The following is a 20,420-nucleotide window of genomic DNA, read 5'->3' on the forward strand; positions in this document are numbered from 1 at the left end:
AAAAAACCCAGACGATGTCTGGGTTTTTTTATATCTACTAGGTGTACATCATTGGCCAGTCTGGTGGCGTATGGCTCATCGCCTCGACCATTACCGCTTTAACGTTGTTCCAGATAACGGCCACATCCAGCAGGGTGATGCCCAGCAGGCCGGTCGCGAACCAGCATGCCGCCGCCAGACCCAGACAGGTGCTGATCACCGCCAGCGCGGTGTAATCCGATTTACGAAATTGAATGTTCAGCGTGCTGGCCAGAAACATCAGCACTGCGCTCAACAACTCCCAGCGTGCAAACACAACACCGGTGGTAATAGCTGCCATAAAACGATCCTCAAAGATAACCGCCGCCGGGTAAAGCGCGACGTTGCCCACACGCTGTGGCAAACTGGCTATCGGCAGGCTCAGACTCACAACAATGAAACGATGTTTCTTGTTACATAAGATATGTGAACTATATCACGTTTGTTCTTTTATTCGCCACTGGGCAAATGCATAAAAATGGCCTCATATAACCTTTCTATTGGAAGGGTTATTGCGAGCGAAAATATATATTTAGCCTGCTAACCGGTGTATTTATGACAACTTTACTGATAATTCATCGGGATAAGAAAACATGTACAGTGCGGCAGCTGATGTACAATATTTACAGCCTCAGGGCTATAGATTATGCTTCTTTCCGTTGCTTACTCTGTTCGTAATAAATAAATCAGGCTTGTGCTTTTTGTTGTTTATTATTCTTTGTCCTTTTATTTTTACACACGCATCCCAGTAAGAGAGTCGCATTAATGTATGCTGACTGAATATCACTTTATTCCTGATTAATTCGTTGCGGTATTTCTGTCTCGTTAATGAGCTGCGAATAAACAATGACGCAAGTAAATCGAGAGAATATTAAAGACAGTACCCGAGCCCTGCACGCATTAGCTAAATTAATGCCAAAATTATCGTCCCACGCCACCTTAACGGATCTGCTGGAGACGATTAATCATACCTTTGGTGCCCAGCTTAGCTGGGTGATGATGCAGGATGATACGGGCCAGCCGCAGTTTGTCAGTGCCGGGGAATTAACCTGCCATCCGCTGGAAATTAATGCATTTCTTGCCAGCCTGTTATTGCAACGCCATCGCCGTCCATGGCAGGTCATCGGCTGGAAAGAGAATATGGGTGCGTTGATATTTCCTCCAGGGCATCCGGGTCATCGCCAGTTACAGTGCGGGGTGCTGTGTCAAATGGCCCCGCATCAGCACGGTTACTTCTTCCTGGGGTTTACGCAACCGCAAAGCACTATCACCGTGCTGAAAGAGGTGGTGATTATCCTGGTAGAAAAGCTGAAGGATTTTGTCACCGGGCTTGTCGCGCGTGAACGCACGGCAAAAGAGATGCAGCGGATGATCGCCCAGTACAAAACGCTGTTTGAACGGGCGCCGGTGCTGATGAACTCTTTCGACAGGCATAGCCGCTGCGTATTGTGGAATGCCGAATGCGAAAAGGTGTTTGGCTGGTCGATGGCGGAGATTAACGCCCATGCCGAGCCGCTGGCGCTGTTTTATCCTGACCCGGAGATGCGACGCCGGGTGCACGAGTCGGTGAACAGCACCCCGTTGAACGATATGTATGAATGGCACCCGGTACGCCGGGACGGTACGCAGCTGACGGTCCTGTGGTCGAATATCGCCCTGCCGGACGGCTCGATCCTCAATATCGGGCTCGATATCACCGCCCGTAAAAAAGCGGAGCGGCAGCTGGAGATGAAGGCCATGACCGACGATCTGACGCGCTGTTTAAATCGCTTTGCCATCCTGCAGCGGATTGCCGCTGCCCTGGAGGCCAGCCGGCGGCAGGAGGTCGACAGCCATTTCTCGGTCCTGATGTTTGACCTGGATTTCTTTAAACAGATTAATGACCAGTGGGGCCACCTGGTGGGGGATGCCGCGCTGGTGCACTTCTGCGACTGCCTGCGGGCGCTGATCCCGCCCGGTTCGGCGCTGGGCCGGGTCGGTGGAGAGGAGTTTTTACTGCTGCTGCCGAAGAGCCGCAGCGACGCGGCGGTGCAGCTCTCCACCCGGCTTCGCAAGGCGCTGTCCGTGACGCCGCTTAACGTTGGCAGCCGGACGCTGATCCTCTCCTTTAGCGCGGGGGTGGTGGAGGTAAGCGGTGAACAGCACGATACCTCCTCGCTACTCATTAGCGCAGATAAGGCACTTTATGATGCCAAACGCGCGGGAAGAGGAAAAACAATCGTCGCGGTTGATTATTTATAAATCACTTTAATCATTATCATGGGATAAATAGCACAAAATTTCATGATGAAGTTGCGCTTTTTTGACGCTGTCGGTAGTTTGACTTAATCGACGACATTCTGTTGAGTTATCCGGGAGCCTGGCTTTCGCCACCGGTAATTATTTTACTTAATAAACAGGAAACGAATACTTTCAGTTTGGCTTACGGACAAATATTATCGGCATAACCAAATATTAGGTTATTGGTGTTAAAAGTCAGTTGCTAACTTCGCATGATTCATGCAACGTAATCACCTGTTTAGCAAAGCATCCGGCCTTCATGATTACAGGCACATAAAAAGCAGGGATATAGGGCGGAAATGAATCGTAGCGCACGGGACAAGGTGCTGAGGATAGTCGGGGTTATCATGGTAGTTTTGCTACCTGTGATGCTTGCGCTATGGTTTGCCCAGCAACGCGCGGTCAACGAAACAAGTAGTCAGCTTCGATCCTTTGCTCAACTCGCTTTAGACAAAACTGAACTGGTCATTCAGCAGGTGGATCTGGCCCGGCAGGCGGCTGAACAGTATTCGGGTGATATTTGCACGCCGGCACATCGGCAAAATATGTTAAATATCGTCCGGGGCCGGCTTTACATTGCCGACCTGCTCTATGCTGAAGGGCGTGAATTCCTCTGCTCAACGACGAGCACCCCCGATAATCCCTATATTATTTCCGCCGCCAATTACCAACGCCAGCCTGACGTCTCTATCTATTATTACCGCGACACCCCATTTTATGCGGGATATAAGATGACTTATATGCAATTAGGTCATTATGTGGTGGTGGTTAATCCGCTAACCTATAGCGAAGTGATGTCTTCGGATCGTTCTCTGGCATGGGGCGTATTTGATACGATAACCAATGCCTTTTTCTCCGTCAGCGAACAGGCCAATCAGAATGAATTAAAAACGCTGATTAGCGATAACGATCTGGCGTTCCAGAATGAAGGCCGCTTTTATACTATTGTTCGCTCGGACAAGCGCCCGATTGCCGCTATTGTTTCAACGACTAACCAGCGCTTTTATGAAGTGCTCTATCATCAGGCGACATTAACTCTGCCGCTGGGGATGATCAGCAGCATTATTATTTTACTGATGTGGTCGAGAACACGACGCGAATTTAACTCCCCGGGTCGCTTATTGCATCGGGCATTAAATAAAAGACAGCTTTGTCTGCACTACCAGCCGATTATCGATATTAAAACCAACCTTTGTGTCGGGGCAGAGGCACTGTTGCGATGGCCTGGGTTTAACGGTCCGGTGATGAGCCCGGTAGAGTTTATCCCGCTGGCAGAAAAAGAGGGCATGAGCGAGCGCATTACCGACTACGTGGTGGAAGAAGTCTTCAGCGATTTGGGTCCTTTCCTGGCCTGCAACCCACATATCTATATCTCCATTAACCTGTCGGCCACGGACTTTCACTCTTCACGCCTGATTGCGATGATCTCCGATAAAGCCCGCCACTACAACGTCCGGGCCCAGCAAATCAAAATCGAAGTGACCGAGCGCGGGTTTATCGACGTGCCGAAAACGACGCCGGTGATTCAGGCGTTTCGACAGGCAGGATATGAAGTGGCGATCGATGATTTTGGTACCGGCTATTCCAACCTGCACAACCTCTACTCGCTGAACGTGGATATCCTGAAAATCGATAAATCTTTTATTGATACGCTGACCACCAACAGCACCAGCCATCTCATCGTCGAGCACATTATCGAAATGGCCCAAAGCCTGCGCTTAAAAACCATCGCGGAAGGGGTGGAAACGGCGGAACAGGTCACGTGGTTAAACAAGCGCGGCGTGCAGTATTGTCAGGGCTGGCACTTTGCAAAGGCGATGTCGCCGCAGGATTTCATGACCTGGCAGCAACAGCCTGTCGCGGCAACACTCGCCCACAGCCATTAATTCAGCTGATGACGATAGTCGCTGGGGGTCCGATCAAACTCGCGGCGGAATACGCGGGAAAACGTCTGCTGGGAGACATAACCCAGATCCATGGCGATATCAAAAATAGGGCGCTGGGTGGTGCGTAACGCCTGGGCGGCCAGCAATAATCTGCGTTGACGAATGTACTCGCCGAGCGTCTGGTGCATAACGGCGCGGAACATCCTCTGTAAGTACCACTTCGAATAACCCGACTTTTTAGCCACCACATCGATACTCAAGGGTTGATCGATATGGTCATCCATCCATTCAATAAGTGTCTGAATAATTTGTTGATGCGACATAGAGCAGCCTCTTTCTGGTTACACCTGTATCGGTTAATTCGTCGTTTTGTCTGCGGGCGAGTATAATTCCTCAAGTTAACTTGAGGTAAAGAGGTTTTATGGAAAAGAAATTACCGCGGATAAAACCGCTGCTCACCCCGGGCGAGGTGGCCAGGCGCAGCGGCGTGGCGGTGTCAGCGCTGCATTTCTATGAAAGCAAAGGGTTAATTAAGAGCATCCGCAACACCGGCAATCAGCGCCGTTATACCCGCGACGTGCTGCGCTACGTGGCGATCATTAAGATTGCCCAACGTATCGGCATCCCGCTGGCCACCATTGGCGAGGCGTTCGGTATCCTGCCGGAGGGGCACACCCTGAGTGCGAAAGAGTGGAAAGCGCTCTCCTCCCAGTGGCGCGACGAACTGGATCGGCGCATCCACACCCTGGAGGCGCTGCGCGATGAGCTTGACGGCTGCATTGGCTGCGGATGCCTGTCGCGCAGCGACTGTCCGCTGCGTAACCCTGGCGATAAGCTGGGCGAGCAGGGCACCGGCGCGCGGCTGTTGGAAGAGGATTAGCCCGACGCATAAAAAACTAAAGCGCCACAACAGGGCGCTTTAGTTTATTCCCGGTCTTTGTCTTTCTCTCTATCCCGCTGGTTCACAGGAGGGTTTCCCCCGACATCAACACCCCTCAGTCGAGCATGCTTTGGAGGTTCCGGTTTGTGCTGACAATTTAAGTCTAGGCCGGGGGCCCGGGTTTGCCAGCGTCACTGAGCAAAAACTCGGCGAAATTTTTTCGCCAGGTTGTGCAATTTTCTATAGTTAGTGGATAAGCCCAACTGGAGATGACCATGATTAAGGTCCACCACCTCAACCAGTCCCGATCCCAGCGCGTGCTCTGGGCGCTGGAAGAGCTCTCGCTGCCCTATCAGATTGAGCGCTATCAGCGCGATAAAACCATGATGGCACCCGCCGCGTTGCGCAAAGTCCACCCGCTGGGTAAATCTCCGGTGCTGGAAGATAACGGTCTGATCCTGGCGGAGTCGGGCGCTATTCTTGAATACCTGCAGGAGACCTACGATCCCGGGTCGCAGCTTAAGCCGCAGGATCGCGAGCTGAAACTGCACTACCGATTCTGGCTGCACTACGCGGAAGGCTCCCTGATGCCGCTGCTGCTGATGAAGCTGGTCTTCTCCAGCCTCGGTAAACCGCCGATCCCGTTTGGCCTGCGCTCGCTGGGCAAAGTGCTGGGGCAGGGGGTGCAGAAAGCGTATCTCAACCGCCAGCTGGAAACCCACGCCCGTTTTCTGGAATCCTGGCTTAAGGATCACCGCTGGTTTGCCGGGGATCGCCTCAGCATGGCGGATGTCCAAATGAGCTTTCCGGTATTTGCCCTGCTGGAACGTGGCGGTATCAAGGATCTCCCTCACCTGCAGACGTGGAAGAAAAATGTCGAAATGCGTCCCGCCTGGCAGCGGGCGATCCAGCAGGGCGGTCCGTTCGAAATCCCTGGCGAGTCCTGAAAATGTTATCAAATTGCGCATTCACGATAACGTTTGCGCATACTCTGTCTACTTCTTCACCACTGCGCAGGGAAATTAGCGAAAAACGGCAAAGTTAAGTTGAAAACGCCCATCTTCAGGACGGATAATCGTTTGCCTTTAATTCAACACCCGTTTTGTCAGCGCGAAGCTAAACGTTTGCTTTTTTTATGACGCCCCTTTTTGTCATAAACGCAGCACAGGGATATGACGTTTCGCTGGTCGTGGAGTGTCCATCACGCTGACCGACGACGATTATCATTTTCAGGGGATGTTTTCTATGTCTACGCCATCTGCGCGTACCGGCGGTTCACTCGACGCCATGTTCAAAATTTCTGCTCGCGGCAGCACCGTGCGTCAGGAGATCGTTGCCGGTCTGACGACCTTCCTGGCCATGGTCTATTCCGTGATCGTGGTGCCGGGTATGCTGGGCAAAGCCGGTTTCCCACCGGCGGCGGTCTTTGTCGCCACCTGTCTGGTGGCCGGTGTCGGCTCCATCGTGATGGGGCTGTGGGCCAACCTGCCGCTGGCGATCGGTTGCGCCATCTCCCTGACTGCCTTTACCGCATTCAGCCTGGTGCTGGGCCAGCAGATCAGCGTCCCGGTTGCGCTGGGCGCCGTGTTCCTGATGGGTGTGCTGTTTACCATCATCTCCGCTACCGGCATCCGTAGCTGGATCCTCCGCAACCTGCCGCAGGGCGTTGCGCACGGCACCGGGATTGGTATCGGCCTGTTCCTGCTGCTGATTGCCGCCAACGGCGTTGGCCTTGTGATCAAGAACCCGTTGGACGGTCTGCCGGTTGCGCTGGGTAATTTCGCCAGCTTCCCGGTGATCATGTCCCTGATTGGCCTGGCGGTGATCATCGGTCTGGAAAAACTGAAAGTGCCGGGCGGCATTCTGCTGACCATCATTGGCGTCTCTGTTGTGGGCCTGATTTTCGATCCCGCGGTGCACTTCTCCGGCGTGTTCGCCATGCCATCCCTGAGCGATGAAAACGGCAACTCCCTGATCGGCAGTCTGGATATCATGGGCGCGCTGAACCCGGTTGTGCTGCCAAGCGTGCTGGCGCTGGTGATGACCGCGGTCTTCGACGCCACCGGCACCATCCGCGCGGTAGCGGGCCAGGCGAACCTGCTGGATAAAGACGGTCAGATTATCGATGGCGGCAAAGCGCTGACCACCGACTCCCTGAGCAGCGTCTTCTCCGGTCTGGTGGGTGCAGCCCCGGCGGCGGTGTATATCGAATCTGCGGCGGGTACGGCGGCAGGTGGTAAAACCGGTCTGACGGCGATTACCATTGGCGTGCTGTTCCTGCTGATCCTGTTCCTCGCTCCGCTGTCGTATCTGGTTCCGGCGTATGCGACCGCGCCTGCGCTGATGTACGTTGGCCTGCTGATGCTGAGCAACGTGGCGAAAATTGATTTTGCCGACTTCGTTGACGCGATGGCCGGTTTGATCACCGCGGTGTTCATCGTGCTGACCTGTAACATCGTGACCGGCATCATGATCGGTTTCGCATCGCTGGTGATCGGCCGCATCGTCTCCGGCGAATGGCGTAAGCTGAACATCGGTACGGTGGTGATTGCCGTCGCGCTGGTGGCCTTCTACGCGGGCGGCTGGGCTATCTAAGCCGTCAACTGCGTAAAAAGACGGGTGGCTCAGGCCGCCCGTTTTTATTTTCGGAACACATCTTGTTGCCTTATGCGTTACTCTGGGGGAGATACACTGTGGCAAGATGCCAGTGATGTAAACGTACAGAAATCTCGCAAACAGGGAACGCATGGAAATCTTTTTCACAATACTCATCATGACCCTTTTGGTCTCCCTCTCCGGGGTAGTTACCCGCGTACTGCCCTTCCAGTTACCGCTGCCGCTGATGCAGATCGCCATCGGTGCTCTGCTGGCGTGGCCGACGTTCGGATTGCATGTCGAGTTTGATCCCGAACTGTTTCTGGTGCTGTTTATTCCGCCCCTGCTGTTTGCCGACGGCTGGAAAACCCCGACCCGTGAGTTTCTCGAACACGGGCGCGAGATCTTAGGTCTGGCGCTGGCGCTGGTGGTGGTCACCGTGGTGGGGATTGGTTTTCTCATCTACTGGGTGGTGCCGGGGATCCCGCTGATACCGGCCTTTGCGCTGGCGGCGGTACTGTCGCCCACCGATGCCGTGGCGCTGTCCGGGATCGTTGGCGAAGGACGCATTCCTAAAAAAATCATGGGCATCCTGCAGGGCGAGGCGCTGATGAACGACGCCTCCGGCCTGGTGGCGCTGAAGTTTGCCGTCGCCGTGGCGATGGGCACCATGGTCTTCACCATCGGCGGGGCGTCCGTTGAATTCTTTAAAGTGGCCATTGGCGGTATTCTGGCGGGGTTTGTGGTGAGCTGGCTGTACGGTCGTTCGCTGCGCTTCCTCAGCCGCTGGGGCGGCGACGAGCCCGCCACGCAGATCGTGCTGCTGTTCCTGCTGCCGTTCGCCTCTTACCTGATTGCGGAACACATCGGCGTATCGGGCATTCTGGCGGCGGTAGCGGCCGGGATGACCATCACCCGCGCCGGGGTTATGCGCCGCGCTCCGCTGGCCATGCGCCTGCGCGCCAACAGCACCTGGTCGATGCTGGAGTTTGTCTTTAACGGCATGGTGTTCCTGCTGTTGGGCCTCCAGCTGCCGGGCATCCTTGAGTCCTCGCTGGTGGCGGCCGAGGCCGATCCGAATGTCGAAACCTGGATGCTGTTTACCGACATCGTGCTGATTTACGCCGCGCTGATGCTGGTGCGTTTTGGCTGGCTGTGGACGATGAAAAACTTCAGCATGCGTTTCCTGAAAAAGAAACCGATGGAGTTTGGCTCCTGGACCACCCGTGAGCTGCTGATTTCCACCTTCGCCGGGGTGCGTGGGGCCATCACCCTTGCCGGTGTACTCTCCATTCCGCTGCTGCTGCCGACCGGCGACGTCTTCCCGGCCCGCTACGAGCTGGTGTTCCTCGCCGCAGGGGTGATTCTGTTCTCACTGTTTGTTGGCGTGGTGATGCTGCCGATCCTGCTGCAACACATGGAGGTGGGCGATCACGTTCAGCAGCATAAAGAGGCGCGTATCGCCCGGGCGGCAACGGCGGAGGTAGCCATTGTCGCCATCCAGAAGATGGAGGAACGTCTGGCCGCGGATACCGAAGAGAACATCGATAACCAGCTGCTGAAAGAGGTGAGTTCGCGAGTAATTGGTAACTTGCGTCGCCGTGCGGATGGCCGCAACGACGTGGAAAGCTCGCTGATGGAAGAGAACCTCGAGCGCCGCTTCCGCCTGGCCGCGCTGCGTTCTGAACGCGCGGAGCTGTATCACCTGCGCGCCACCCGGGAGATCAGCAACGAGACGCTGCAAAAGCTGCTGCACGATCTCGATTTGATGGAAGCGTTGTTGATTGAGAAGCAGTAGCCGTTGATTGCCCGGTGGCGCTACGCTTACCGGGCCTGTTAAACCCTGGGCCGGGTAAGGCGAAGCCGCCACCCGGCGTTATTCCACCGAAGTCCAAAACCCTTCACAGCATTTCAGCCACGCCTGGGCGCTGTTCGACAAATACACCCCTTCCCGCCAGATCATCCCCAGCTGCCAGTGCAGATCGCTCTGCAGCGGGATCCAGCGCAGGGTGTTTTTATCCAGCCGCTCGCAGATGGGCTGCGGCAGTATCGCAATTCCCACCCCCGCCTGCACCATCGCCGCCAGAAAGTCCCACTGCCCGCTGCGCACCGCAATGCGCGGCTTAACGCCGTGCTGGCTGAAGAGCTGCATCAGCTGGCGGCTGAGGGCAAAATCTTCGTTGTAGATCAGTAACGGGTGCTCGGCCAGCAGCGCCGGATTAATAGCCTTAAGCGTCAGCCAGCTGCCGGAGCGCGGCACCAGCACGCACAGCGGATGGCTGAACAGCGGCAGGGCCGTCAGGCCGCTGTCTTCCTCTACCGGCAGGGCGGTCATCGCCAGATCCAGCTCGCCGTTGATCACCGCCTGCTGGACGGTTAAACCGCCAAATTCAGAAATTTTCAGCTCCACGCCGGGATAGCGCTGGCGAAACAGGCCGATGGGCCCGGCCATCATCATCCCCACCATCGGGGGAATACCGAGGCGCAGTATCCCCTTGTTGAGATGGTTGATGTCGCCCAGCTCGGCCTCCAGCTGGCGAAACTCCGCGAGGATCGCCAGCCCGCGCTCAAACACCACCCGGCCGGTGTCGGTTAACAGCAGCTTGCGTCCGTCGCGGATCAGCAGAGTACAGTTCAGTTCATCTTCGAGGTTCTTCAGCATCTTGCTGATGGTGGGTTGGGTGACAAAAAGCTTCTCCGCGGCGCGGGTGAAACTCTGCTGGCGTACCACTTCGACAAAGTAACGCAGCGTGCGTATGTCCATGACTATTCCTCGAAACTATACCTTTGATGATTTTAATTCATTTCAGTCAATTACGGGCGCTGACTATACTGGCGTTCCCTCTCATTTTTAGGAAATCCCCCATGACCGTGGCGTTAGGTCGCGTTACGCCTGCCGTCGTGCAACGACTCCAGGTACCGGTTCAGGTACTGCTTTATGCGGGTCTTTTTGTCTTCGCTGAATACCTTGTTGGCTGGCTGCATCTGCCCCTGCCGGCCAATCTGGTCGGCATGGTGCTGATGTTCAGCCTGATCCTCTGTCGCGTTATTCCCCTGAACTGGGTGCGGGCGGGCTCGCGCTGGCTGTTGGCGGAAATGCTGCTCTTTTTTGTGCCGGCGGTGGTGGCGGTGGTCAATTACGTCCAGCTGCTGATGGTGGACGGCTGGCGTATCTTTGCGGTGATCGCCCTGAGCACGCTAATGGTGCTGGGTGCCACCGCGTGGGTGGTGGATAAAGTCTATCGCTATGAAATCAGCAGGCAGAAACATGACTAACTTTCAGGTCAGCGTCCTCTGTCTGGTGGTGACGCTGGTTATCTATTTTGCCAACAAACGTCTCTACCGCCGCTTTCGTAAACTGCCCCTGATGCCGCTGGTCTTCACCCCGATTCTGCTGGTGATGATGCTGGTGTGGGGCCATATCTCCTGGCAGAACTATATCGGTGAAGCGCACTGGCTGCTGTGGCTGCTCGGCCCGGCGACCATCGCCTTTGCGGTGCCGGTGTATGACAACCTCGCGGTGATCAAACGCCACTGGATGTCGCTCTCCGCCGGGGTGATCACCGCCACGGTGGTAGCCGTCACCAGCTCGGTCTGGCTGGCGCGGCTGTTTACCCTGTCGGATGAGATCCAGCGCAGCCTCGCGGTGCGCTCCGTCACCACGCCTTTTGCCCTGGCCGCGGCAAAACCGCTCGGCGGGCAGCCGGATCTGGTGGCGCTGTTCGTGGTGGTCACCGGGGTGTTTGGCATGGCGGTGGGGGATGTGCTTTTTTTGCGGCTCTCGATCCGCGAAGGGATGGCGAAAGGGGCCGGGTTTGGCGCGGCCTCCCACGGTGCCGGCACCGCCCGCTCCTATGAGCTGGGCCAGCAGGAGGGCGTGGTCGCCAGCCTGGTGATGATGCTCTCCGGGGTGGTGATGGTGCTGGTGGCCCCGCTGGTGGGCTGGTTGATGTTCTGAGTTTTGCCCGGCGGCGCTGCGCTTGCACGGGCCTACGGTTCTGTAGGCCGGGTAAGCGTAGCGCCACCCGTCAATACTAACGGTTCACACGCCGTACAATCCGCTCCACCTGCTGGCGGAAATCCGCCGCGACCTGAGCGGGCGTTTGCCCCTGCTCCAGCTTTTCCCGCGCCGAGGTAAACCTGTCGATTACCTGCAAGTCCTCAATATAGGGCGTGGCGACAACCGTGGTGTGCAGCGCCTGCGCCTGGCGCAGCCCGGCAATTACCGGATCCTGCGGGTCAATTACCCCTTTCTCCATAAGCTGCGCCTCCGCCGCCTTGTTGAGCGGAATGCCGCGCTCCAGCCCCAGGGCTTCAACCGACTGCGGATCGTTGAGCAGGTAGTTGACCAGGATCGCCGCCTCTTTTGGATGCTTCGTTGATTTCGCCACCGACAGCATCTGCGCCGTTTTGAAGTACACACCCGATTCTTCCGTCCCGGGCTGCATTACATAGTCGCCCAGCACCAGCTTTGCCGGCGGCGTCATGTTGTTGGCAAACATGCGGATGGTGATGTTCCAGGTGAACAGGCCGCCCCATTCGCCGTTGATCCACGGCTTCATCTCATAGAGATTGCCTTTGCCGTAGGAGGAGAGGGTCTTTGGCGACGGGAGAACATGGTCGTCGCTCAGGCGTTTCACAAAGCTGAAGGCCTCCTCCCACTGGGCGTCGTTCCAGGCGAAGGTACCATCGCTGTTGAACATTGGTTTGTGATGGGTCTGCATCATCCAGGCATTGAGCAGCAGGATAACGTCCTGATCGACCATCGCGTAGGGGTAGTAGCTGTTGCCGAGCTTCTGCTGGAACACTTTCCCGGCGGCAAAAAAGTCATCCCAGGTTTTCGGGTACGCCAGCCCGGCTTTCTGCCAGGTTACGTCGTTGTAGTAAAAGACCGGGGCATTGACCGAGATCGGCAGGCCGTTGAGCTTGCCTTTGATGGTGGTGGATTGCAGATCCTGGGCCTGGTACTGGCTTAAATCCAGCTCCGCTTTCAGCTTGTCGAGATCGTAATAACCTTCGCCGTTTTTGGAAAAGATGATGAGCCACGGCCAGTTGGTCTGCATCACATCCGGCTCGGTGCCGCTCGCCATCTGGGTGGTCAGGCGCGAAAGATGCCCGTCCCAGCCGGTATATTCGGGCTTCACCTTAATATCCGGATGTGCTTTTTCAAAGGCGTCGAGCGCCTTCAGCGTGGCCTGGTGGCGGCTGTTGCCACCCCACCACGACATACGTAATTCAACGGGTTGCGCCCATGCAGAGGTACAGGAAAATAACAGCGATGCGATGACACCTGACAGGAGTTTATTCATTATTTATCTCCGGATTTTTTATTATTAAACAGGTGAGTAACGGCACAATACTGACCAGTGGCTCCGGCGCGGTCTCCTGCCGCGCCTTCACCATGCCTTTAGCGTTTCGTCAGACGGGAAACCAGCTCAAACTCCTTAAAGTTGACCGGACGCTGCTGCTGCATGGAGATGTTGCCCGCAATCCCGGTGAGGATCGACATCGCCCCGGCGCGGTGGTCCGCCGCGCGCTGCAGCGGGTCGTGGCCCGGCGTACCAAACAGGTCGGCCAGCATGGCATTGTCGCCGCCGCCGTGGCCCCCTTCGCCGAGGCTGAACGTTGCTTTCCAGGATTCGGCAAACAGCGGGAAGACGGTGAGATCGCACTGCTCGAGGCTGCCCTCGTTTTCGCGCTCGCCCCCGGCGTTAACGTAGGACTTCTCGACGATCTTCATCTCCAGCCGGCCTTCGGTGCCGTTAAAGACCACGTTCAGCCCTTCCCACGGCAGGTAGGCGTTGAGGGAGTAAGTGAGCTGGACCTGGTTCTGATACTTCACCAGCACCGACATCGTGTCTTCGATGGTGATGCCGTCGCTGAACACGCTCTGGTCGCGGAAGTAGTTATCTTCGTGTTCGGCGTCGAGATAGAGCGCTTTAAGCTGGGCGTTCTCCGCCATCTGCAGGGCAAAGGGATCCGCTTTCGCCTCGGCGAAGCCGTGGGCGCGGGGGTAGAAGCGCGTCACGCCGCGCTTCTCCGCGTTCTCCCTGCCGTAGAACTGCAGGCTGCCTTCGGCGTAAACCCGCTCCGGGTAGCTGCCCAGCCAGAAGTTCATCAGGTCAAAATGGTGGGTGGATTTATGCACCAGCAGGCCACCGCTGTTGCGTTTTTCCCGGTGCCAGCGGCGGAAGTAGTCTGCGCCATGTTCGGTGTTGAGCAGCCATTCGAAGTGCACCGAGGTGACCTTGCCAATCGTCCCCTGCATCAGCAGCTCGCGCACCTTGCTGTGGTGCGGGGCGTAGCGGTAGTTAAAGGCCACCCGCACGCTGCGACCGGTCTCTTCGATGGCGTCGATAATGCGCAGGGCGCGCTGTTCATCGATGGTCATCGGCTTTTCGGTGATCACATCGCAGCCGGCGTGCAGGGCGCGAACGATGTAGTCGTCATGGGTACGATCCATGGTGGTGACGATAACTACATCAGGGCGCGTCTCGCGGATCATCTCTTCAAACTGCGTCGCCTGCCAGGTGGAAACCGGCGCCGCCCCTTCGTTTTTTAAGAGCTGATTGGCGTAGTGCATGCGCGTGGTATTGGTATCGCAGAACGCGACCATTCTGGCATTTTCCCGCCAGGCCCCCCCGATGGCGGAAATATATAAACCGGCACGCCCACCGGTCCCGACCAGAGCATATTTTTTCATGGCATCCTCAGCTAAAGTAGCAAAATAAATATCAGCAAGGTGACGCAATGAAACGTATTCCACATCAGCTGATGGAGCTGAATAGCACTTTTATCTGGCACTGGCCCTGGTTTATTCAGGGAGTAAAAAGCGCGAAGCAGCACGGTTTCACTGGGATCATCCTGCACCAACAGGAACTGCTTTCGGTACTTGCGACGCCCTCGCCGTTAAGCCAGAAGCTCAACGTCGAGAACCTTATTCATCAGCAACATTACGCCCTGCAATATTTAATCCGCGTCGATCGCTATCTGGCGGAAAATAATCTGTCGTTCTGGCTTCAGGGTGAAGCCGCGCCCAATGACGACATTATTAAGCGTAAATTTCCGGAACTGACGTTCGACGAAAAAAGCGCGCCGGATTTCTGGCACCATTTTTATGCCGCGATATTGCATCCGCTATTACACGCCTTGCCCCATCTCAGCGGGCTTATTCTCAGCCTGACGACGCCGGACTTTCAGACCGCCCGCTGGCAGCAAAGCCTGCATGATGTCTGGAGCCTGCTGCGCGCCCGGGGCAAAAAGCTCATCCTGCGCGACTTTATTGATAACAGCTGGCCGCGCCAGCAGCTCGCTAACATTCTGGCGACGCTCCCGGACGACGTGCGCGCCTCGGTAAAAGCCACCGAGCTGGATTACCACCCCGGCTTTGCCAACCATCCGCACATCGCCACCCTGCCGGGGCATAAAAAGTGGATCGAGTACGACCTCTTTGGCACCGGCTACGGCTGGACCGCGCTGCCGTGCTATCTGGCCGATGAGATCAGCGGCCGCTTAAGCTGGGCGCTCAGCGTCGCTGAAAACGAAATTGAAGCTATTACCTCCCGCGTGAGCTGGCAGTGGCTACCCGACAGCCGGGTGATGGACTCCGCCAACGCCATCAACCTGTTCGGTCTTACCGCCGCCAACCAGGCCGCCGACGCGGCGCTGCCCGCCACCTTCGATCGCTGGGTGGAACATCATCAGCTCGGCTTTCGCTCCCTGCAGGACAAGCATCAGCTCTCGGCCATCGTGCATGCCAGCTACGACTGGCTGTGTAAAACGCCGAACCTCCTCGGGCGACGGCTGCACTATCAGAGCCAGATCCCGGAGAGCATCGCTCAGGCGCAACAGCTGCTGCATATGGACACCCGCAGCGCCAACTGGCTGCACGCCTGGCAGCCGCTGATGCCCACCGACGATCCCGAGCTTGGCAAAGAGCAGCGGGAGCGGATGGCGCTGGAGAAAGAGGCCGCCTGCTTCCTCGCAACCCGCACGCTGCAAAACCTGCGTGAGCTGATGCCGCGAATTACCTGCCCGGACGACACGCTGGCGATCCTGCTGGCTGCCTGGCGCAGCGCGGAGATCTACAGCCAGATGTTCTCCCACGTGGCTGCCGCCGTGACCGACGTGCTCTGGCTCGACCATTACGGCGCGAACAGCCTGCCTGCTGATACCCTGCAGAAGCATCAGCAGCGGCTGCTTCACTACGCCGACACCCTGGATCGCTGGCTGGTGGACCCGCCCGCCAGCGGCCCGCTATTCCTGCCGCTACTGCTGAGCCCGGCGCGGCTGGAGCGCTTTGCCAGAAGCCTGAGCGAGTCGCTGTGACTAAAGCATAAAAACTGGAAGGGGGATTGTCTGTACGGGGGGCAGAGGGAAAGCCGGGGATTGGCGTGAAATCGGGAAAAGTGTGATGGCCTTTGCGGATCGCAGATAAAGCCTGTGATGCGCATCGGCTTTTTCTGTTTTGGTTACGTGATAAACGTCACCTGAAGGGGAAAAAAATGTGATCCCCGACCAGCGGCCGGGGAGGGGATTTTAGTGCGCGCGGCCCTGCTCAACACCCAGGCCGGTTTGGGAACGGATAAACTGGGCGCGGAACTTCTCACGCTCCAGGTTACCTTCCGCCGAGTTATCCGTGGCGGAGAAGAACCAGATCCCAATGAACGCCACGGCGATGGAGAACAGCGCCGGATATTCGTAAGGGAAGATGGCTTTTTCGTGGCCGAGGATCTGCACCCAGATGGTTGGGCCGAGGATCATCAGGATCACCGCGGTGAGCAGGCCCAGCCAGCCGCCAATCATCGCCCCACGGGTGGTCAGTTTTGACCAGTACATGGAGAGCAGAATGATCGGGAAGTTACAGCTTGCGGCAATCGAGAAGGCCAGTCCCACCATAAAGGCGATGTTCTGGTTCTCGAACAGAATACCCAGTAGGATCGCCACCACGCCCAGCACCAGCACGGTAATTTTGGAGACTTTCAGCTCCTCGCGCTCGGAGGCGCCTTTACGCCAGACGTTGGCATAGAGGTCATGGGAGACCGCAGAGGCACCGGCCAGCGTCAGGCCTGCGACCACCGCCAGGATAGTGGCGAAGGCCACGGCGGAGATAAAGCCGAGGAACAGGTTGCCACCCACCGCGTCAGCCAGATGCACCGCCGCCATGTTGTTGCCGCCAATCAGCGCGCCCGCCGCGTCTTTAAACGCCGGGTTTGCGCCTACCAGCATGATGGCGCCGAAGCCGATGATAAAGGTCAGGATGTAGAAGTAACCCATAAAGCCGGTGGCGTAGAGCACGCTCTTACGCGCTTCGCGCGCATCTGACACCGTGAAGAAACGCATCAGGATATGCGGCAGACCGGCGGTACCAAACATCAGGCCCAGACCTAACGACAGCGCCGAGATCGGATCTTTCACCAGCCCGCCCGGGCTCATGATCGCTTCCCCTTTCGGGTGGACCGCCATCGCTTCGCTGAACAGGTTGTTGAAGCTGAAACCGACGTGCTTCATTACCATAAAGGCCATAAAGCTGGCACCGAACAGCAGCAGCACGGCTTTGATGATCTGCACCCAGGTGGTGGCAAGCATGCCGCCAAACAGGACATACATCACCATCAGCACGCCCACCAGCACCACCGCGATATGGTAGTTCAGGCCGAACAGCAGCTGGATGAGTTTACCGGCACCCACCATCTGGGCGATCAGGTACAGGGCCACCACCACCAGCGAGCCGCAGGCGGAGAGGGTACGGATCGGCCCCTGCTTCAGGCGATAGGAGGCCACGTCGGCAAAGGTATAGCGTCCGAGGTTACGCAGACGTTCGGCGATCAGGAACAGAATAATCGGCCAGCCGACGAGGAAGCCAAGGGAGTAGATCAGCCCGTCGTAGCCGGAGGTGTACACCAGCGCGGAGATCCCGAGGAAGGAGGCCGCCGACATAAAGTCGCCCGCGATCGCCAGGCCGTTCTGGAAGCCGGTGATGTTGCCGCCTGCGGTGTAGTAATCATTACGGGAGCGCACGCGTTTCGAGGCCCAGTAGGTGATATACAGCGTCAGCACCACGAAGATCAGGAACATCACGATCGCCTGCCAGTTGGTTGGCTGGCGTTCAACTGCGCCGGTAATGGCATCGGCGGCATTTGCCGCAAAGGGGAGGGTGGCGGCGAGCGCCGTCAGAACTCTCTTCATGATGCTTTTACCTCACGCAGAACGGCTTTATTCAGACGGTCGAACTCACCGTTAGCACGAATGACGTACACGGCGGTCAGCACAAACGAAATGACGATCACCCCGATCCCAATAGGGATACCGCGGGTGACGCTGGTCCCGGCGTGCAGCGGTGTGCCCAGCCAGTGTGGGGCAAAAGCAATCAGCAGAATAAAGCCGACATAAATGATTAACATGATGATAGATAAAGTGAAGGCAAACCGTTGCCGCTTATCGACGAGCTCCCTGTAGTGCGCACTATTCTCTATCTGCTGACAAATATTGTCATTCATCACAGAGTCTCCAGACGTATTGTAGGGGGAGGGTTATTTTTATTCCCTCTCCCTATAAGGGAGAGGGTTAGGGTGAGGGTATTACGATGGCATGGCGATGGCCTGCTTCTCTTCGAGCAGTTTGTCCACCACGCCAGGATCGGCGAGCGTTGAGGTATCGCCTAAGTTGCTGGTATCCCCCGCGGCAATCTTGCGCAGAATACGGCGCATGATCTTGCCGGAGCGGGTTTTCGGCAGCGAGTCGGTCCAGTGCAGCACATCCGGGGTGGCAAGCGGGCCGATCTCTTTCCGCACCCAGTTGCGCACCTCGGTATACAGCTCCGGCGACGGCTCTTCGCCATGGTTCAGGGTGACGTAGGCGTAGATCGCCTGGCCCTTGATGCTGTGCGGAATACCAACCACCGCCGCTTCGGCGATTTTCGGATGCGACACCAGCGCCGATTCAATCTCGGCGGTCCCCAGTCGATGCCCGGAGACGTTCAGCACGTCGTCCACGCGGCCGGTGATCCAGTAGTAACCATCTTCATCACGACGCGCGCCGTCGCCGCTGAAGTACATGTTTTTGAAGGTGGAGAAGTAGGTCTGCTCGAAGCGGTCGTGATCGCCAAACAGGGTACGCGCCTGACCCGGCCAGGAGTCGACGATTACCAGGTTGCCCTCGGTGGCCCCTTCCAGCGGGTTGCCTTCGTTATCCACCAGCGCAGGCTGGACGCCGAAGAACGGACGGGTGGCGGAGCCGGCTTTCAGCTGGGTAGCGCCCGGCAGCGGGGTGATCATGAACCCGCCGGTTTCGGTCTGCCACCAGGTGTCGACCACCGGGCACTTCTCGTTACCGATCTTCTTCCAGTACCACTCCCAGGCTTCCGGGTTGATCGGCTCGCCCACGGATCCGAGGATGCGCAGGGAGGAGCGGTCGGTCCCTTCAATCGCCTTGTCGCCTTCGGCCATCAGGGCGCGGATGGCGGTAGGGGCGGTGTAGAGAATATTGACCTGATGTTTGTCCACTACCTGGCTCATACGCGCCGGGGTCGGCCAGTTAGGTACGCCTTCGAACATCAGGGTGGTGGCGCCGCAGGCCAGCGGGCCGTACAGCAGGTAGCTGTGACCGGTGACCCAGCCCACGTCGGCGGTGCACCAGTAGATATCGCCCTGATGATAATCAAAGACATATTTGAAGGTTGTGGCCGCATAGACCAGATAGCCGCCGGTGGTGTGCAGCACGCCCTTTGGCTTGCCGGTGGAGCCGGAGGTATAAAGGATAAACAGCGGATCTTCCGCGTTCATCGCTTCCGGCTGATGCTGGTCGCTGGCCTGCTCAATCAGGTCGCTCCACCACAGGTCGCGGCCCTCATGCCATTCAATGGCATTGCCGGTGCGCTTCAGCACAATCACGCTGTTGACGCTGTTCACATTCGGGTTTTTCAGCGCGTCGTCGACGTTCTTTTTCAGCGGAACGGCACGACCAGCACGCACGCCTTCGTCGGCGGTGATCACCAGCTTTGAGCTGGAGTCGATGATGCGTCCGGCCACCGCTTCCGGCGAAAAGCCGCCGAAGATAACGGAGTGCACGGCCCCGATGCGGGCGCAGGCCAGCATTGCCACGGCCGCTTCCGGCACCATCGGCATATAGATAGCCACGACGTCGCCTTTTTTGATGCCCTGGGCCAGCAGCACGTTGGCAAAGCGGCAGACATCGCGGTGCAGTTCGCGGTAGGTGATATTTTTGCTCTGGGTCGCGTCGTCGCCCTCCCAGATGATTGCCGTCTGGTCGCCGCGATCGGCGAGGTGACGATCCAGGCAGTTGGCGGCAAGGTTCAGCGTGCCGTCTTCATACCATTTAATAGAGACGTTGCCGGGGGCAAAAGAGGTGTTCTTGACCGTCTGATACGGGGTCATCCAGTCAAGGATTTTGCCCTGCTCGCCCCAGAAGGCGTCAGGGTCAGTAATAGACAGCTGGTACTTCTCCTGGTACTGCTCCGGGTTAATCAGGCAGCGGTCCGCAATATTTGCGGGAATGTCGTGTTTATGGACCTGGCTCATGGTTTTTGTTCTCCTTGTAGAATGTTAATAATATGTCGCAAAAACGTTAATTGTAGGGGCTTTGCCAGCTTTGTTTACTATTTGGGCGACAGATCACGCAAAAATTAGAGAGTATAAAAAATGAGCAAATGACACTTTGAAAAAAAATAATTGCCTGAAATGATTATTTGCATTGCTGCATAAAAAAGCGTTTTTATAACAAAAGGTTATTTATCATGACTA

Annotated in this window: 17 protein-coding genes; 9 read left to right on the forward strand and 8 right to left on the reverse strand. The window is 57.0% G+C overall.

Annotation, left to right across the window (positions count from 1 at the left end; genetic code table 11):
• Positions 1–37: 37 nt before the first annotated feature.
• Positions 38–319, reverse strand: coding sequence for a YjcB family protein (locus tag ACP4QI_RS01235; RefSeq protein WP_106993942.1), 282 nt, complete (start codon positions 317–319; stop codon positions 38–40).
• A gap of 611 nt (positions 320–930) precedes the next feature.
• On the opposite strand from ACP4QI_RS01235, the gene ACP4QI_RS01240 reads away from it, so the two are divergent.
• Complete coding sequence (locus ACP4QI_RS01240; protein ID WP_426495402.1) at positions 931–2,259, forward strand: GGDEF domain-containing protein; 1,329 nt, start codon at positions 931–933, stop codon at positions 2,257–2,259.
• A 338-nt stretch (positions 2,260–2,597) separates the two neighbouring features.
• A complete protein-coding gene (locus ACP4QI_RS01245; protein WP_142487858.1) occupies positions 2,598–4,184 on the forward strand; it encodes an EAL domain-containing protein in 1,587 nt (528 codons plus the stop codon).
• On the opposite strand, the gene soxS is transcribed toward ACP4QI_RS01245, so the two are convergent.
• On the reverse strand, positions 4,181–4,507 hold the full coding sequence (gene soxS / locus ACP4QI_RS01250; protein ID WP_039031951.1) for a superoxide response transcriptional regulator SoxS: 327 nt from the start codon (positions 4,505–4,507) through the stop codon (positions 4,181–4,183). The two genes, ACP4QI_RS01245 and soxS, sit on opposite strands and share 4 nt — an antisense overlap.
• A 98-nt stretch (positions 4,508–4,605) precedes the next feature.
• Between soxS and soxR the strand changes: the two genes are divergently transcribed.
• The 4 genes from soxR to ACP4QI_RS01270 all read left to right on the forward strand — a co-directional run bounded on the left by soxR (position 4,606) and on the right by ACP4QI_RS01270 (position 9,457).
• Positions 4,606–5,064: a redox-sensitive transcriptional activator SoxR gene (gene soxR / locus ACP4QI_RS01255; protein WP_142487859.1), complete on the forward strand. Its 459-nt coding sequence runs from the start codon at positions 4,606–4,608 to the stop codon at positions 5,062–5,064.
• A 275-nt stretch (positions 5,065–5,339) separates the two neighbouring features.
• Positions 5,340–6,011: a glutathione S-transferase family protein gene (locus ACP4QI_RS01260; RefSeq protein ID WP_231313286.1), complete on the forward strand. Its 672-nt coding sequence runs from the start codon at positions 5,340–5,342 to the stop codon at positions 6,009–6,011.
• 298 nt (positions 6,012–6,309) lie between these two features.
• The gene (ghxP, locus tag ACP4QI_RS01265; RefSeq protein WP_156262696.1) at positions 6,310–7,659 is read left to right on the forward strand and encodes a guanine/hypoxanthine transporter GhxP; all 1,350 of its coding nucleotides are present in this window, start codon (positions 6,310–6,312) and stop codon (positions 7,657–7,659) included.
• A 151-nt stretch (positions 7,660–7,810) separates the two neighbouring features.
• Positions 7,811–9,457, forward strand: coding sequence for a Na+/H+ antiporter (locus ACP4QI_RS01270; RefSeq protein WP_142487862.1), 1,647 nt, complete (start codon positions 7,811–7,813; stop codon positions 9,455–9,457).
• Between the two features lie 78 nt (positions 9,458–9,535).
• On the opposite strand, the gene ACP4QI_RS01275 is transcribed toward ACP4QI_RS01270, so the two are convergent.
• Positions 9,536–10,423: a LysR family transcriptional regulator gene (locus tag ACP4QI_RS01275; RefSeq protein ID WP_142487863.1), complete on the reverse strand. Its 888-nt coding sequence runs from the start codon at positions 10,421–10,423 to the stop codon at positions 9,536–9,538.
• Between the two features lie 101 nt (positions 10,424–10,524).
• On the opposite strand from ACP4QI_RS01275, the gene ACP4QI_RS01280 reads away from it, so the two are divergent.
• Both ACP4QI_RS01280 and ACP4QI_RS01285 read left to right on the forward strand, forming a co-directional pair.
• Complete coding sequence (locus ACP4QI_RS01280; protein WP_142487864.1) at positions 10,525–10,935, forward strand: CidA/LrgA family protein; 411 nt, start codon at positions 10,525–10,527, stop codon at positions 10,933–10,935.
• On the forward strand, positions 10,928–11,617 hold the full coding sequence (locus tag ACP4QI_RS01285) for an LrgB family protein (RefSeq protein ID WP_426495403.1): 690 nt from the start codon (positions 10,928–10,930) through the stop codon (positions 11,615–11,617). The genes ACP4QI_RS01280 and ACP4QI_RS01285 overlap by 8 nt, the downstream gene beginning before the upstream one ends.
• Before the next feature lie 76 nt (positions 11,618–11,693).
• Here the strand turns inward: ACP4QI_RS01285 and ACP4QI_RS01290 are convergent, their stop codons facing one another.
• Positions 11,694–12,971, reverse strand: a complete 1,278-nt coding sequence (locus ACP4QI_RS01290) for an ABC transporter substrate-binding protein (protein ID WP_426495583.1) — start codon at positions 12,969–12,971, stop codon at positions 11,694–11,696.
• A gap of 95 nt (positions 12,972–13,066) precedes the next feature.
• Positions 13,067–14,362: a Gfo/Idh/MocA family protein gene (locus ACP4QI_RS01295; protein ID WP_426495404.1), complete on the reverse strand. Its 1,296-nt coding sequence runs from the start codon at positions 14,360–14,362 to the stop codon at positions 13,067–13,069.
• A 47-nt stretch (positions 14,363–14,409) separates the two neighbouring features.
• Here ACP4QI_RS01295 and ACP4QI_RS01300 point away from each other — a divergent pair, with 47 nt between their 5' ends.
• The gene (locus ACP4QI_RS01300; protein ID WP_426495405.1) at positions 14,410–15,987 is read left to right on the forward strand and encodes a hypothetical protein; all 1,578 of its coding nucleotides are present in this window, start codon (positions 14,410–14,412) and stop codon (positions 15,985–15,987) included.
• Positions 15,988–16,197: 210 nt separating this feature from the next.
• On the opposite strand, the gene actP is transcribed toward ACP4QI_RS01300, so the two are convergent.
• The 3 genes from actP to acs all read right to left on the reverse strand — a co-directional run bounded on the left by actP (position 16,198) and on the right by acs (position 20,198).
• Positions 16,198–17,847, reverse strand: coding sequence for a cation/acetate symporter ActP (gene actP, locus ACP4QI_RS01305; protein ID WP_142487869.1), 1,650 nt, complete (start codon positions 17,845–17,847; stop codon positions 16,198–16,200).
• Entirely contained in the window at positions 17,844–18,158 is a 315-nt protein-coding gene (locus tag ACP4QI_RS01310; RefSeq protein ID WP_142487870.1) for a DUF485 domain-containing protein, read from the reverse strand. The genes actP and ACP4QI_RS01310 overlap by 4 nt, the downstream gene beginning before the upstream one ends.
• 81 nt (positions 18,159–18,239) lie before the next feature.
• On the reverse strand, positions 18,240–20,198 hold the full coding sequence (gene acs / locus ACP4QI_RS01315; RefSeq protein ID WP_142487871.1) for an acetate--CoA ligase: 1,959 nt from the start codon (positions 20,196–20,198) through the stop codon (positions 18,240–18,242).
• Between the last annotated feature and the right edge of the window lie 222 nt (positions 20,199–20,420).

The organism is Leclercia sp. TB492, assembly GCF_049974505.2.
GTDB classification, from domain to species: Bacteria; Pseudomonadota; Gammaproteobacteria; order Enterobacterales; family Enterobacteriaceae; genus Enterobacter; species Enterobacter adecarboxylatus_C.